Origin of the sequence: Hyphomicrobium denitrificans ATCC 51888, from assembly GCF_000143145.1 — a bacterium.
In the GTDB taxonomy this organism is placed as follows: Bacteria; Pseudomonadota; Alphaproteobacteria; order Rhizobiales; family Hyphomicrobiaceae; genus Hyphomicrobium_B; species Hyphomicrobium_B denitrificans.
In genome coordinates, this window is the sequence record NC_014313.1 from 1,061,194 (window position 1) to 1,076,333 (window position 15,140).

The 15,140-nt window shown below is 61.3% G+C and carries 9 protein-coding genes; all 9 read left to right on the forward strand.

The features are described 5' to 3' along the window. Nucleotides 1-114 precede the first annotated feature (114 nt). The 9 genes from rplJ (at nt 115) to rpsJ (ending at nt 15,077) form a co-directional block, all read left to right on the forward strand. Entirely contained in the window at nt 115-633 is a 519-nt protein-coding gene (rplJ, locus tag HDEN_RS04975) for a 50S ribosomal protein L10 (RefSeq protein WP_013215037.1), read from the forward strand. 112 nt (nt 634-745) lie between these two features. Continuing rightward, nucleotides 746-1,123: a 50S ribosomal protein L7/L12 gene (rplL, locus tag HDEN_RS04980; protein ID WP_013215038.1), complete on the forward strand. Its 378-nt coding sequence runs from the start codon at nt 746-748 to the stop codon at nt 1,121-1,123. A gap of 258 nt (nt 1,124-1,381) precedes the next feature. Beyond that, nucleotides 1,382-5,533: a DNA-directed RNA polymerase subunit beta gene (gene rpoB / locus HDEN_RS04985; RefSeq protein ID WP_013215039.1), complete on the forward strand. Its 4,152-nt coding sequence runs from the start codon at nt 1,382-1,384 to the stop codon at nt 5,531-5,533. Between the two features lie 167 nt (nt 5,534-5,700). Next, a complete protein-coding gene (gene rpoC / locus HDEN_RS04990) occupies nt 5,701-9,921 on the forward strand; it encodes a DNA-directed RNA polymerase subunit beta' (protein ID WP_013215040.1) in 4,221 nt (1,406 codons plus the stop codon). 483 nt (nt 9,922-10,404) lie between these two features. Further along, nucleotides 10,405-10,776, forward strand: coding sequence for a 30S ribosomal protein S12 (gene rpsL, locus HDEN_RS04995; RefSeq protein WP_013215041.1), 372 nt, complete (start codon nt 10,405-10,407; stop codon nt 10,774-10,776). 68 nt (nt 10,777-10,844) lie between these two features. Then, a complete protein-coding gene (gene rpsG / locus HDEN_RS05000) occupies nt 10,845-11,315 on the forward strand; it encodes a 30S ribosomal protein S7 (protein WP_013215042.1) in 471 nt (156 codons plus the stop codon). A 31-nt stretch (nt 11,316-11,346) separates the two neighbouring features. Then, complete coding sequence (gene fusA / locus HDEN_RS05005) at nt 11,347-13,437, forward strand: elongation factor G (protein ID WP_013215043.1); 2,091 nt, start codon at nt 11,347-11,349, stop codon at nt 13,435-13,437. 65 nt (nt 13,438-13,502) lie between these two features. Next, a complete protein-coding gene (gene tuf / locus HDEN_RS05010; protein ID WP_013215044.1) occupies nt 13,503-14,711 on the forward strand; it encodes an elongation factor Tu in 1,209 nt (402 codons plus the stop codon). Between the two features lie 57 nt (nt 14,712-14,768). Next, a complete protein-coding gene (gene rpsJ, locus HDEN_RS05015; protein WP_013215045.1) occupies nt 14,769-15,077 on the forward strand; it encodes a 30S ribosomal protein S10 in 309 nt (102 codons plus the stop codon). The last annotated feature ends 63 nt before the right edge of the window (nt 15,078-15,140 follow it).

Below are 15,140 nucleotides of genomic sequence, written 5' to 3' on the forward strand. Positions count from 1 at the left end.
CAGTGCACGGGAACGAGGACAGACTACCCGTCGTCCGATTCCGCTCGCGGAATGGGCGGCAAGGTGCAACCCGCGGAGCTTCGTGAATGAGGCTCCGCAGCAAGGAGACGAGACGTGGATAGAGCCGCGAAACGTGAGCTCATCGATCATCTCCATGCCGAGCTGAAAAGCACCGGCGTGGTTGTGGTCGCCCACAACACCGGCCTCGTGGCCGCCCAATCCGCAGATTTCCGCAAGCGCGTCAAAGACGCTGGCGGCTCTGTGAAAGTGGCCAAGAACAAGCTGGCGCAGCTCGCGCTCAAGGATACCGACGCCGAACAGCTTTCAGGTTTGTTGAAGGGGCCGACCATTCTGGCCTTCTCGAAAGACCCGATCGCCGCGGCGAAGGCTGCCGTCACGTATGCCAAGGCGAACGAAAAGCTCGTGATCCTCGGCGGCGCGATGGGCAAGACCATCCTCGACGCGAACGGCGTGAAAGCGCTCGCCGACCTGCCGTCGCTTGATGAACTGCGCGCCAAACTCATCGGTCTTCTCAACGCTCCGGCGACGAAAATCGCCCGGACCGTCAAGGAGCCGGGAGCCCAGCTCGCACGCGTCATTCAGGCCAAGGCAGCAAAAGGCGAGGCCGCATAGCTGGCTGACGACAGTTGTGGGGCTTTCGAGCCCGCAAACGCAATCGCAGCGCAAGCCCTGGGACAGGGTGCTGCAACTCAACCTCTAGGTTCAAACCGTAAGGACACTATATATGTCAAAGATCGAGAAAATCGTTGATGACCTGTCGAGCCTCACCGTGCTCGAAGCTGCTGAACTCGCCAAGGCTCTCGAAGAGAAGTGGGGCGTTTCGGCCGCTGCTGCCGTTGCCGTCGCTGCTGCTCCGGGTGCTGGCGCTGCTGCCGCTCCTGCCGAAGAGCAGACGGAGTTCACAGTCATCCTGAAGTCGGGTGGCGACAAGAAGATCAACGTCATCAAGGAAGTTCGCGCCATCACGGGCCTCGGCCTGAAGGAAGCCAAGGACCTCGTCGAGGCCGGCGGCAAGACCGTGAAGGAAGGCGTCTCGAAGGACGAAGCCCAGAAGCTGAAGAAGCAGCTCGAAGATCAGGGCGCCGTCGTCGAAGTGAAGTGATGATCCATCGACACCGGCCGGGCCGCTCCCGGTCGGTGTCGATGTCTATTCATACCGCGCCTTCCTGCTGGCTCTCTGGATCGAGAGTCGGAAGGCGCAAATGAAGAACGGTTTTCCGGAGGGCCTGAGGTTCGAGCAACCTCGAAAAGGGCCTTCCGGTGAACCGTTTCAGGAGCGCCCCCGTCAGTTTGGGGTGCTCGACGGCCGAAAATTGGATCGCGGGGCCTCCCCCGCATACGAGAGCACGAAGGGACCGACATGGCTCAAACCCTCACAAGCCGCAAACGCCTCCGCAAGCAGTTTGGTTCGATCGGCGAAGTCGCTGAGATGCCGAATCTCATTGAGGTTCAGAAAGCATCCTATGACGACTTTCTGATGGTCAAGGAACCTCCGGGCGGCAGGTCGGATGATTTCGGCTTGCAGTCGGTTTTCAAGGGCGTGTTTCCGATTTCGGATTTCGCCGGCAAGTCGACCCTCGAATTTGTCAGCTATGAGTTCGAACCGCCGAAGTTCGACACCGACGAGTGCATGCAGCGCGACATGACGTATGCGGCGCCGCTCAAGGTGAAGCTGCGCCTCATCGTGTTTGATATCAACGAAGAGACGGGCTCCAAGTCGATCAAGGACGTCAAGGAGCAGGACGTCTACATGGGCGACATGCCGCTCATGACGCTGAACGGCACCTTCATCATCAACGGCACCGAGCGCGTGATCGTCTCGCAGATGCACCGGTCGCCGGGCGTCTTCTTCGACCACGATCGCGGCAAGACGCACTCGTCCGGCAAGCTGTTGTTCGCGGCTCGCATCATTCCGTATCGCGGTTCGTGGCTCGACTTCGAGTTCGACGCCAAGGATATCGTCTACGTGCGCATCGACCGTCGCCGCAAACTGCCGGTGACGACGATGCTGTATGCGCTGGGCCTCGACGACGAGCAGATCCTCGCGCACTTCTACAAGCACATCCCGATCAAGGAATCGAAGCGCGGCTGGAAGATGCCGTACATTCCGGAGAAGTTCCGGGGCATCACACCGCAGTCGGACATCGCCGATGCGAAGACGGGCGAAGTCATCGCGCGCCAGGGTGAGAAGATCACGGCGCGGCGTGCGCGTGAGCTTGCCGAAAGCGGCGTCAAGGAAATCCTGATCTCGGCGGAAGATCTCGCCGGGCGCTTCATCGCGGAAGACATCGTCGATCTCGAGACCGGCAAGATCTTCGCGGAAGCGGGCGATGAGCTCGACGCCAACCTGCTCGCCGAACTCAAGGAGCAGAAGGTCAAGGAATTCCATATCCTCGACATCGACTACGTCAACGTCGGCGCGTTCATCCGCAATACGCTGAACATCGACAAGAACGCCAATCAGCAGGAAGCGCTGATGGACATCTACCGGGTCATGCGCCCGGGCGAGCCGCCGACGATCGAAGCGGCGACCGCGCTGTTCCACGGCCTGTTCTTCGACCCGGAGCGGTTCGACCTCTCGGCGGTTGGCCGGGTGAAGATGAACATGCGCCTCGAACTCGACGCGCCGGACACGATGCGCGTGCTCCGCAGGGAAGACATCCTTGCGGTCGTGAAGACGCTTGTCGATCTCCGCGACGGCAAGGGCGAGATCGACGACATCGACCATCTCGGCAACCGCCGTGTGCGTTCGGTCGGCGAGCTGATGGAAAATCAGTATCGCGTCGGCCTGCTGCGCATGGAGCGCGCCATCAAGGAGCGCATGTCGTCGGTCGATATCGACACAGTGATGCCGCAGGATCTGATCAACGCGAAGCCGGCCGCCGCTGCCGTGCGCGAGTTCTTCGGTTCCTCGCAGCTTTCGCAGTTCATGGACCAGACGAACCCGCTGTCGGAAATCACCCACAAGCGCCGTCTTTCGGCACTTGGACCGGGCGGTCTGACGCGTGAGCGCGCGGGCTTCGAAGTCCGCGACGTGCATCCGACGCACTACGGCCGCATCTGCCCGATCGAGACGCCTGAAGGCCCGAACATCGGCCTTATCAACTCGCTCGCGACGTTCGCGCGCGTCAACAAGTACGGCTTCATCGAGAGCCCGTATCGCAAGGTCATCAACGGCCGCGTGACGAACGAGGTCGTCTATCTTTCCGCCATGGAAGAGATGCGCCATCACGTTGCGCAGGCGAACGCCGAGATCGACGCCAAAGGCAAGATGACGGAAGACCTCGTCACCATCCGCCACAACGGCGACGTGACGCTCGTCCCGACGGACAAGGTCGATTACATCGACGTGTCGCCGAAGCAGCTCGTGTCGGTCGCCGCGGCGTTGATTCCGTTCCTCGAGAACGACGACGCCAACCGCGCGCTGATGGGCTCGAACATGCAGCGTCAGGCCGTGCCGCTGATCAAGGCGGAAGCGCCGCTGGTCGGCACCGGCATGGAAGAGCGCGTCGCGCATGACTCGGGCGCCGCGATCGCTGCGCGCCGGACCGGCATCGTCGATCAGGTCGATGCGACGCGTATCGTTATCCGCGCGACGGAAGAGCAGGATCCCTCGAAGCCGGGCGTCGACATCTATCGTCTGCGCAAGTTCCAGCGCTCGAACCAGAACACCTGCATCAACCAGCGGCCGCTGATCAACGTCGGCGACCATGTGCATGCGGGCGACATCATCGCCGACGGTCCGTCGACCGAACTCGGCGAGCTGGCGCTCGGCAAGAACGTGCTCGTCGCGTTCATGCCGTGGATGGGCTACAACTTCGAAGACTCGATCCTGATGAACGAGCGCGTCGTCTCGGAGGACGTGTTCACCTCGATTCACATCGAGGAATTCGAGGTGATGGCGCGCGACACGAAGCTCGGGCCTGAGGAAATCACGCGCGATATTCCGAACGTCTCGGAAGAAGCGCTGAAGAACCTTGACGAAGCCGGCATCGTCTACATCGGCGCCGAAGTGCATCCGGGCGACATTCTCGTCGGCAAGATCACGCCGAAGGGCGAGAGCCCGATGACGCCGGAAGAAAAGCTTCTCCGCGCCATCTTCGGCGAGAAGGCGTCCGACGTTCGCGATACGTCGCTGCGTCTGCCGCCGGGCGTCGCCGGAACGATCGTCGAAGTGCGCGTCTTCAACCGTCACGGCGTCGAGAAAGACGAGCGTGCGATGGCGATCGAGCGCGAGGAAATCGAACGCCTCGCCAAGGACCGCGACGACGAGCTGCAGATTCTCGACCGCAACGTCTACGCACGTCTCAAAGACGCGCTGATGGGCAAGGAAGTCGCCAAGGGTCCGAAGGGCGCTCGCAAGGGCACCACGATCGACACCGCGATCCTCGACGACATTCCGCGCAGCCAGTGGTGGGAAATCGGTCTCGCGAACGAAAAGGCGCAGGCTGAAGTCGAAGCCATTCAGAAGCAGTACGAAGACGCGAAGAAGGGTCTCGGCCTGCGCTTCGCCGACAAGGTCGACAAGCTGCAGCGTGGCGACGAGCTGCCTCCGGGCGTCATGAAGATGGTCAAAGTCTTCGTCGCCGTGAAGCGCAAGATCCAGCCGGGCGACAAGATGGCCGGCCGTCACGGCAACAAGGGCGTCGTGTCGATGATCGTTCCGTCGGAAGACATGCCGTTCCTCGAGGACGGCACGCCGGTCGACGTCGTTCTGAATCCGCTCGGCGTGCCGAGCCGCATGAACGTCGGACAGATCCTCGAAACGCACATGGGCTGGGCTTGCCGCGGTCTCGGCCGCCTGATCGACGACGCATTGCATCAGTTCCACGAGAGTGGGCAGGCGAAGGCGTTGCGCGATCAAATGGCGAAGGTCTACGGCGACGAGATCAAGCCGACGATGAAGGACGATGAACTCGTCGGTATCGCCGAAAACCTGCGCAATGGTGTTCCCATCGCGACGCCGGTGTTCGATGGCGCGCGCGAAAAGGATATCGTCGAGATGCTGCAGCTTGCAGGTTTCGACACGTCAGGTCAGGTGACGCTCTTCGACGGTCGCTCCGGCGAGCCGTTCGATCGGAAAGTTACCGTCGGCTACAAGTACGTTCTGAAGCTGCACCATCTTGTCGACGACAAGATCCACGCACGTTCGATCGGGCCGTACTCGCTCGTCACGCAGCAGCCGCTCGGTGGCAAGGCGCAGTTCGGCGGTCAGCGTTTCGGCGAAATGGAGGTCTGGGCGCTCGAAGCGTACGGTGCCGCCTACACGCTGCAGGAAATGCTGACGGTGAAGTCGGACGACGTCGCGGGCCGTACCAAGGTCTACGAAGCGATCGTTCGCGGCGACGATGCCTTCGAAGCCGGCGTTCCGGAAAGCTTCAACGTGCTCGTCAAGGAAATGCGTGCGCTCGGCCTCAACGTCGAGCTCGTCAACAGCGAAGCGCAGCCTCCGGAAGTGGAAGAAGCCGAACCGGAAGCGCCTCAGGCACAGCTGCCGCCGGCAGCCGAATAACACAATCCCACCTCTCCCCGCATGCGGGGGGAGGACCGGGGTGAGGGGCAGCCTCACGCGACGACGCTGCTGCCCCTTACCCGAACCCTCTTCCCGTCCTGCGGGATGAGGGCCTGAAAATTCCACGGGCTTGGCGTTGCCCCGCTGAGCCCTCGAGGAGACAGCCGATGAACGAAATCACCAATATCTTTAAATCGCAGGCTCCGATCCCGACCTTCGACCAGATCCGCATTTCGATCGCCTCGCCCGAGGATATCCTTTCCTGGTCGTACGGCGAGATCAAGAAGCCCGAGACGATCAACTACCGGACCTTCAAGCCCGAGCGCGACGGCCTGTTCTGCGCGCGCATCTTCGGACCGATCAAGGACTACGAATGCTTGTGCGGCAAGTACAAGCGCATGAAGTACAAGGGCCTGATCTGCGAAAAGTGCGGCGTCGAGGTGACGCTCGCAAAGGTTCGCCGCGAGCGCATGGGCCACATCGAGCTTGCGGCGCCGGTCGCGCACATCTGGTTCCTGAAGTCGCTGCCGTCGCGCATCGGCCTGCTCATGGACATGGCGCTCAAGGATCTCGAGCGCGTGCTCTATTTCGAGAACTACGTCGTCATTGAGCCGGGCACGACGCCGTTCCAGGAAAAGCAGCTGCTGACGGAAGAGCAGTACAACCAGGCGATCGATGAGTACGGCTCCGATACGTTCACGGCCGGCATCGGCGCGGAAGCGATCCGCGAGCTGCTGTCGGCGATGGATCTGCCGAAGATCGCCGTCGATCTCCGCCAGGAAATCGCTGAGGCGACGACCGAGCTGAAGCCCAAGAAGCTCGGCAAGCGCCTCAAGGTCATCGAAGCGTTCATGGAGTCGGGCAACCGTCCGGAGTGGATGATCCTGACGCAGGTTCCGGTCATCCCGCCGGAGCTGCGTCCGCTCGTGCCGCTCGACGGCGGCCGCTTCGCGACGTCGGACCTCAACGATCTTTATCGCCGCGTCATCAACCGCAACAATCGTCTGAAGCGGCTGATGGAACTGCGTGCGCCCGACATCATCATCCGCAACGAGAAGCGCATGCTTCAGGAAGCGGTCGATGCGCTGTTCGATAACGGCCGCCGCGGCCGCGTCATCACAGGCGCCAACAAGCGTCCGCTGAAGTCGCTCGCCGACATGCTGAAGGGCAAGCAGGGCCGCTTCCGCCAGAACCTGCTCGGCAAGCGCGTCGACTATTCCGGCCGTTCGGTCATCGTGGTCGGTCCTGAACTGAAGCTGCACCAGTGCGGCCTGCCGAAGAAGATGGCGCTCGAGCTGTTCAAGCCGTTCATCTATGCGCGCCTTCAGACCCTCGGTCAGGCGGCGACGGTGAAGCAGGCGAAGAAGCTCGTCGAAAAAGAGAAGCCGGAAGTCTGGGACGTTCTCGACGAGGTCATCCGCGAGCATCCGGTGATGCTGAACCGTGCGCCGACGCTGCACCGTCTCGGCATTCAGGCGTTCGAGCCACAACTGATCGAAGGCAAGGCGATCCAGCTTCACCCGCTGGTCTGCGCCGCGTTCAACGCCGACTTCGACGGCGACCAGATGGCCGTGCACGTTCCGCTGTCGCTCGAAGCGCAGCTCGAAGCGCGCGTCCTGATGATGTCGACGAACAACATCCTGCATCCGGCAAACGGATTGCCGATCATCGTGCCGTCGCAGGATATCGTGCTCGGCCTGTACTACCTTTCGATGCAGCGTGACAGCGAGCCTGGCGAAGGCATGCTGTTAGGCTCGATCAACGAAGTGCAGCACGCGCTCGAAGCCAAGGCCGTGTCGCTGCACGCCAAGGTCAAGGGCCGCTTCATCACGACGAACGAGGCTGGCGAAGAGGTCGTCGAGATTCACGAGACGACTCCGGGCCGCCTGCTTCTGGCTCAGAACCTGCCGAAGATGCCGGGCGTCAAGTTCGCGCTCGTCAACCAGCTTCTGACGAAGAAGAACATCTCGGGCATGATCGACGCCGTCTACCGCAACTGCGGTCAGAAAGAGACGGTGATCTTCTGCGACCGCATCATGGCGCTGGGCTTCCACCATGCGTTCAAGGCCGGCATCTCGTTCGGCAAGGACGACATGCAGATCCCGGACAGCAAGGAAAAGATCGTCGAGAAGACCAACGTCGAAGTTCGCGATTTTGAGCAACAGTATCAGGACGGCCTGATCACGCAGCTCGAGAAGTACAACAAGGTCGTGGACGCGTGGTCGCGCTGCACCGACCAGATCGCGAAAGAGATGATGGATCGCATCTCCGCGGTTCAGAAAGATCCGAAGACCGGCCGCGATCGGCCGATCAACTCGGTCTACATGATGAGCCACTCGGGTGCGCGCGGTTCGCCGGCGCAGATGAAGCAGCTCGCCGGTATGCGCGGCCTGATGACGAAGCCTTCGGGCGAAATCATCGAGACGCCGATCATCTCGAACTTCAAGGAAGGCCTCTCTGTTCTCGAGTACTTCAACTCGACGCACGGCGCCCGCAAGGGTCTGGCCGACACCGCCTTGAAGACGGCGAACTCCGGATACCTGACCCGCCGCCTCGTCGACGTCGCTCAGGACGCGATCATCTCGGAAGTCGATTGCGGAACCGATGCCGGCATCAACGTGCAGGCCGTCGTCGACGCCGGTCAGGTCATCGTGTCGCTCGCGGCGCGCGTGCTCGGCCGTACGGCAGCGGAAGACATCAAGCATCCGATTTCGGGCGAAGTCATCGTTGCCAATGGCGAACTCATCGAGGAACGCCATGCCGAGGCGATCGCCAAGGCCGAGATCCAGGAAGTCCGCATCCGCTCGGTGCTGACTTGCGAAACGATCAGCGGCGTTTGCGCCAAGTGCTACGGCCGCGACCTCGCGCGCGGTACGCCGGTCAACATCGGTGAAGCTGTCGGCGTCATCGCCGCGCAGTCGATCGGTGAACCCGGCACGCAGCTCACGATGCGTACGTTCCATATCGGCGGCACGGCGAACCTCGTCGACTCGTCGTTCATCGAGTCCAACTTCAACGGCACGGTGAAGCTCAAGAACCGCGCCATCGCGAAGGACTCGAAGGGCCAGAACGTCGCGACGAGCCGCATCATGTCGGTGATCATCGTCGACCAGTCCGGCAAGGAACTCGCGACGCACAAGATCACCTACGGCGCCCGCATCTTCGTCGACGAAGGCGATACCGTGAAGCGCGGCACCAAGATCGCGCAGTGGGACCCGTACACCCGTCCGATTCTATCGGAAGCCAACGGCTCGGTCGACTTCGAGGATTTGATCGAAGGTGCATCGGTTCGCGAGCAGACCGACGAAATGAAGGGTACGTCGAACCGCGTCATCGTCGATTGGCGGGCCTCTCCGCGCGGCGCCGAGCTGAAGCCGGCGATCGTGATCAAGGACTCCAAGGGCAAGCCGATCAAGGTCGCGCGTGGTGGCGATGCGCGCTATCTGCTGTCGGTCGAGGCCGTGCTTTCGGTCGATCGCGGCGCCGAAGTGAAGGCGGGCGACGTGCTTGCGCGTATTCCGACGGCATCGGCGAAGTCGGGCGACATCACGGGCGGTCTGCCGCGTGTTGCGGAACTCTTCGAAGCGCGACGTCCCAAGGATCACGCGATCCTGGCGGACATCTCGGGCACGATCGAGTTCGGCAAGGACTACAAGAACAAGCAGCGCATCACGATCAAGCCTGACGACGAGTCGGCAGAGCCGGTCGAATACCTGATCCCGCGCGGCAAGAGCTTGGCTGTCCAGCACGGCGATCGCGTCGAGCGTGGCGATTTCGTCTACGACGGCAACCCGGCACCGCACGACATCCTGGCGATCAAGGGCGTCGAGGAACTCGCGAACTATCTGATCAACGAGATCCAGGACGTCTATCGTCTGCAGGGCGTGACGATCAACGACAAGCACATCGAGGTGATCGTTCGCCAGATGCTGCAGAAGGTCGAGGTCACCGACGCCGGCGAGACGGAACTGATCAAGGGCGAGCAGCTCGACAGGATCGAGTTCGACGAGGTCAATGCCGTGGCTCAGAAGGCCGGCAAGCGGGCTGCAACGGCGACGCCGGTTCTGCTCGGTATCACCAAGGCCTCGCTGCAGACGCGGTCCTTCATCTCGGCAGCATCGTTCCAGGAAACGACGCGCGTCTTGACCGACGCCGCCGTCAACGGCAAGTCGGATACGCTCGAAGGTCTGAAAGAAAACGTAATCGTCGGCCGTCTGATTCCGGCCGGTACGGGCGGTATGCTGCGCCAGCTTCGCAAGGTTGCGGCGCAGCGCGATGATCTGATCGCCAAGGAGAAGGCGAAGTCGGGCAATCTGCCTTCGCCCGACGGAACGTCAGGTCCGGCAGCGCGCCGCCGCCGCCGTCCGCAGGAAGAAGCCGCAGAGTGATGCGCGGCTTCGATCCGAGCTGATTGATTGTTTGAACGGCCGTCTCCTCAAGAGGCGGCCGTTCTTTTTTAGCGCGAGGCGACTGAATCAAAGCCGTCGCGCAGCGCGTGCTTAAATTTACGTTGCGGTGACGGCGTTAAATTCTTCGGGCAGACAACCGGTCGCAGCTCTATTTGCCCATTTCGGCATGAACGGGCGAAAATAATCTCTTCCGATGCGGGCCGGGCTGTTGACCAATATTGCGGGTGCATATATAGCTCCGCCCACTCTCACGGAAGGTGGTAGGTCGTCCGGCGCTCTTAGCGCCATTTTGGGCCTAAACGCTCCCGTTTATAAAGCAGAGCATATCGACGGGCCATGATCTGCCACCTGAACGGGCGGCACGATCCTCTGGTTTTTTCATGCTAGGGGCGACTTCGCACCTGGCAGGTTTGCTTGGCGTATTCCCAATCGGGGATGGGTCATGAGGTCAGGATTGGGCGAATGCCGACGATACAACAGTTGATCCGCAAGCCGCGCGTAAAGCCGGTTTATCGCGAGAAGTCGCGCCACATGGAAGCCTGCCCGCAGAAGCGGGGCGTCTGCACGCGCGTTTATACGACGACGCCGAAGAAGCCGAACTCGGCGCTTCGTAAGGTCGCCAAGATCCGGCTGACCAACGGCTTTGAAGTCATCGGCTATATCCCGGGCGAAGGCCATAACCTGCAGGAGCACTCTGTGGTGCTCATCCGCGGCGGCCGCGTGAAGGACTTGCCGGGCGTTCGCTATCACATCGTCCGCGGCGTGCTCGATACGCAGGGCGTTGCAGCCCGCCGTCAGCGGCGTTCGAAATACGGTGCGAAGCGGCCGAAGTAAGCGGCCGATGTTTCGGGCCGGATTGTCTGGCCCACCACAAGCAGAATTGAAGCGAAGGGTCAGTCAGAATGTCTCGTCGTCACGCGGCGCAAAAGCGGGAAGTGATCCCGGATCCGAAGTTCAACGACCTCGTCGTCACCAAGTTCATGAACGCGGTGATGGAACATGGTAAGAAGTCGGTTGCCGAGCGCATGGTTTATGGTGCGTTCGAAAAGATGGAACAGAAGGGCAAGGCGAACCCGCTCGATCTCTTCCGTCAGGCGCTCGACAATGTCATGCCGGCAGTCGAGGTTCGTTCTCGCCGCGTCGGTGGCGCCACGTATCAGGTGCCGGTCGAAGTTCGTAACGAGCGCCGTCAGGCTCTCGCGATCCGTTGGCTCATCGCTGCCGCACGTTCGCGCAACGAGTCGACGCTGATCGACAAGCTTTCGGGCGAATTGCTCGACGCAGCAAACAATCGCGGCACCGCCGTCAAGAAGCGGGAAGACACGCACAAGATGGCGGAAGCCAACCGCGCCTTCTCGCACTACCGCTGGTAGGACAGACCTTTAAGGATTTTCGAGGCACCCAATGGCCCGACAGTACCCGATCGAGGATTATCGCAATTTCGGCATCATGGCGCACATTGATGCTGGAAAAACCACGACCACCGAGCGAATCCTCTATTTCACCGGCCGTAACTACAAAATCGGCGAGACGCACGATGGCGCCTCGACGATGGACTTCATGGATCAGGAAGCCGAGCGCGGCATCACGATCACGTCGGCTGCGACGACCTGTTTCTGGACCGGCCGCGACGGCAAGAAGCGCCGCCTGAACATCATCGACACCCCAGGCCACGTCGACTTCACGATCGAAGTCGAGCGTTCGCTGCGCGTGCTGGATGGCGCGGTTTGCGTTCTCGACTCGAACCAGGGCGTCGAGCCGCAGACGGAAACCGTCTGGCGTCAGGGCGACAAGTACAACGTTCCGCGCATCATCTTCGCCAACAAGATGGATAAGACCGGCGCCGACTTCTACATGTGCGTCGACGACATCAAGGCGAAGCTCGGCGCGCGTCCCGTGCCGATGCAGATTCCGATCGGTGCCGAGTCGAACTTCCAGGGCGTCATCGATCTCATCACGATGAAGTCGATCATCTGGGACGGCGACGGCAAAGACTCGAAGATGGTCGAGGGTGAAATCCCGGCAGACCTCGTCGACAAGGCCAACGAATATCGCGCCGCGATGATCGAAGCCGCCGTCGAAATGGACGACGCTGCGCTCGAAGCCTTCCTCGAAGGCAAGGAGCCCGACGCCGACACGCTGCGCAAGCTGGTTCGCAAGGCGACCGTCAAGGGCGTCTTCTATCCGATGTACTGCGGTTCGGCTTTCAAGAACAAAGGCGTGCAGCCGCTCCTCGATGCGGTTGTCGACTTCCTGCCGGCTCCGATCGATCGCGAAGCCTACAAGGGCACGGATCCGAAGACCGGCAACGAGCTTCTCCGCAAGCCGTCCGACAACGAGCCGCTGTCGCTGATCGCTTTCAAGATCATGAGCTTCGAGCACGTCGGCTCGATCACGTTCTGCCGTATCTACTCGGGTAAGCTCGAGCAGGGCATGGCGCTCGCGAACACCTCGCGTGACAAGAAAGAGCGCGCCGGCCGCATGTATCTGATGCATGCCGCCGACCGCGAAGAAATCAAGGAAGCCTATGCGGGCGACATCGTCGCTCTGCAGGGTCTGAAGGACACGCGCACCGGCGAAACGCTTTGCGATCCGTCGAAGCCCGTCATTCTCGAAAAGATGGAGTTCCCGGAACCCGTCATCGAAATGAAGATCGAGCCGAAGACGAAGGCCGATCAGGAGAAGATGGCTATCGCGCTCAATACGATGTCGCTCGAAGATCCGTCCTTCCGCGTCTCGGTTCACCCCGAGTCGGGCGAGACGATCCTGAAGGGCATGGGCGAACTTCATCTCGACATCAAGGTCGATATCCTGAAGCGCACCTACGGCGTCGAAGCGATGACCGGCGCTCCGCAGGTCGCTTACCGTGAAACGCTCGCGCGTCCGACGGAGATCGACTACACGCATAAGAAGCAGACCGGCGGTACGGGTCAGTTCGCACGCGTCAAGCTGAAGCTCGAGCCGAACGAAGTCGGCAAAGGCAACGAGTTCTCGACGTCGATCGTCGGCGGTTCGATCCCGAAGGAATACATTCCGGGCGTCGAAAAGGGCGTCAAGTCGGTCTGGGACAACGGTATCCTGATCGGCTTCCCGATGGTCGACATGAAGGTCAACCTCTATGACGGCGCGTTCCACGAAGTGGACTCGTCCGCGATCGCATTCGAAATCGCGACGCGCGCTGCCATGAAGGAAGGCTGCGAAAAGGCGGGCGTCAAGATTCTCGAGCCCGTCATGGACGTCGAAGTCGTGTCGCCGGGCGAATTCGTCGGCGGTATCATCGGCGACATCAACTCGCGGCGCGGTCAGATCCGCACGCAGGAGATGCGCGGCAACGCAACGGTCATCCGTGCGTATGTCCCGCTCGCCAACATGTTCGGCTACATCAATACGCTGCGTTCGATGTCGACCGGTCGCGCGCAGTACACGATGCAGTTTGCACATTACGCGGACGTTCCGCGTAACGTCGCGGACGAGGTTAAAGCAAAGTACGCCTAAAGACGTTTTTGAGAGATCTCCGGTGAGAGCCGGGGCCGAGTAAGGAAGACTGAGGAGAGCCAACGATGGCCAAAGCGAAATTTGAGCGGAACAAGCCGCACTGCAACGTCGGCACGATTGGACACGTCGACCATGGTAAGACGACGCTGACCGCAGCGTTGACGAAGGTTTCGGCCGATCGCGGCTGGACGTCGACGTCGATCGCGTATGACGAAGTTGCGAAGGCATCCGAGTCTCAGGGTCGCCGCGACCCGACGAAGATTCTGACGATCGCCACGTCGCACGTCGAATACGCGACGCCGAACCGTCACTATGCACACGTCGACTGCCCAGGCCACGCCGACTACGTCAAGAACATGATCACGGGCGCTGCGCAGATGGACGGCGCGATCCTCGTCGTCTCGGCCGTTGACGGCCCGATGCCCCAGACGCGTGAGCACATTCTTCTCGCCCGCCAGGTCGGCGTGCCGAAGATCGTCGTGTTCCTGAACAAGTGCGACATCGTCGAAGACGAAGAGCTCCTCGACCTCGTCGAAATGGAAGTTCGTGAGCTTCTCTCGAAGTACAACTTCCCGGGCGACGACACCCCGGTCATCCGCGGCGCCGCCGTCAAGGCGCTGAACGGTGAGAAGGGCCCGCTCGCCGACGAAGCCATCATCAAGCTCTATGAGGCGATGGATACGTTCATTCCGATCCCGGAGCGTCCGAAGGATCAGCCGTTCCTGATGCCGATCGAAGACGTGTTCTCGATCTCGGGTCGCGGTACCGTCGTCACCGGCCGTATCGAACGCGGTGTCATCAAGGTCGGCGAAGAAGTCGAAATCGTCGGCATCCGCGACACGCAGAAGTCGGTCGTCACGGGCGTCGAAATGTTCCGCAAGCTGCTCGACTCGGGCGAGGCTGGCGACAACGTGGGCTGCCTCCTGCGCGGCATCGACAAGGAAGCTGTCGAGCGTGGCCAGGTTCTCTGCAAGCCGGGCTCCGTCAAGCCGCATAAGAAGTTTACGGCTGAGGCGTACATCCTGAACAAGGAAGAAGGCGGCCGTCATACGCCGTTCTTCACGAACTATCGTCCGCAGTTCTACTTCCGCACGACCGACGTGACGGGCACCGTCAAGTTGGCCGAAGGCACGGAAATGGTCATGCCGGGCGACAACGTCTCGGTTACCGTTGAGCTCGTCTCGCCGATCGCCATGGAAGAGAAGGTGCGCTTCGCGATCCGCGAAGGCGGCCGTACGGTTGGCGCCGGCGTCGTCACGAAGATCATCGAGTAGGGGTTTTCCTTCTCCCCGCCGTAACCGCGGCGGGGAGGGGGAGAGTGGAGCAAAGCAATGCACGGCCAAAACATCCGCATCCGGCTCAAGGCGTTCGATCATCGCATTCTCGATGCATCGACCCGTGAGATCGTGAATACGGCTAAACGCACCGGTGCTGAGGTTCGTGGTCCGATTCCGCTGCCGACCCGCATCGAGCGTTTTACGGTCAACCGTTCGCCGCACATCGACAAGAAGAGCCGTGAGCAGTTCGAAATGCGGACTCACAAGCGTCTCCTCGACATCGTCGATCCGACGCCGCAGACGGTCGACGCATTGATGAAGCTTGACCTTGCCGCCGGTGTCGACGTCGAGATCAAACTTTAAACCAAGGTTTTTAAGGGCCCTCTGGCGGTAACGCGAATGGCCCCAACGATAGGAAGGAATGCA

What these genes read in the sequence shown, in the direction of transcription:
- rpoC (WP_013215040.1), top strand. Translation starts at nt 5,701, where the DNA reads ATGAACGAAATCACCAATATCTTTAAATCGCAGGCTCCGATCCCGACC.
- rpsG (WP_013215042.1), top strand. Translation starts at nt 10,845, where the DNA reads ATGTCTCGTCGTCACGCGGCGCAAAAGCGGGAAGTGATCCCGGATCCG.
- rplL (WP_013215038.1), top strand. Translation starts at nt 746, where the DNA reads ATGTCAAAGATCGAGAAAATCGTTGATGACCTGTCGAGCCTCACCGTG.
- rpoB (WP_013215039.1), top strand. Translation starts at nt 1,382, where the DNA reads ATGGCTCAAACCCTCACAAGCCGCAAACGCCTCCGCAAGCAGTTTGGT.
- rpsL (WP_013215041.1), top strand. Translation starts at nt 10,405, where the DNA reads ATGCCGACGATACAACAGTTGATCCGCAAGCCGCGCGTAAAGCCGGTT.
- fusA (WP_013215043.1), top strand. Translation starts at nt 11,347, where the DNA reads ATGGCCCGACAGTACCCGATCGAGGATTATCGCAATTTCGGCATCATG.
- rpsJ (WP_013215045.1), top strand. Translation starts at nt 14,769, where the DNA reads ATGCACGGCCAAAACATCCGCATCCGGCTCAAGGCGTTCGATCATCGC.
- tuf (WP_013215044.1), top strand. Translation starts at nt 13,503, where the DNA reads ATGGCCAAAGCGAAATTTGAGCGGAACAAGCCGCACTGCAACGTCGGC.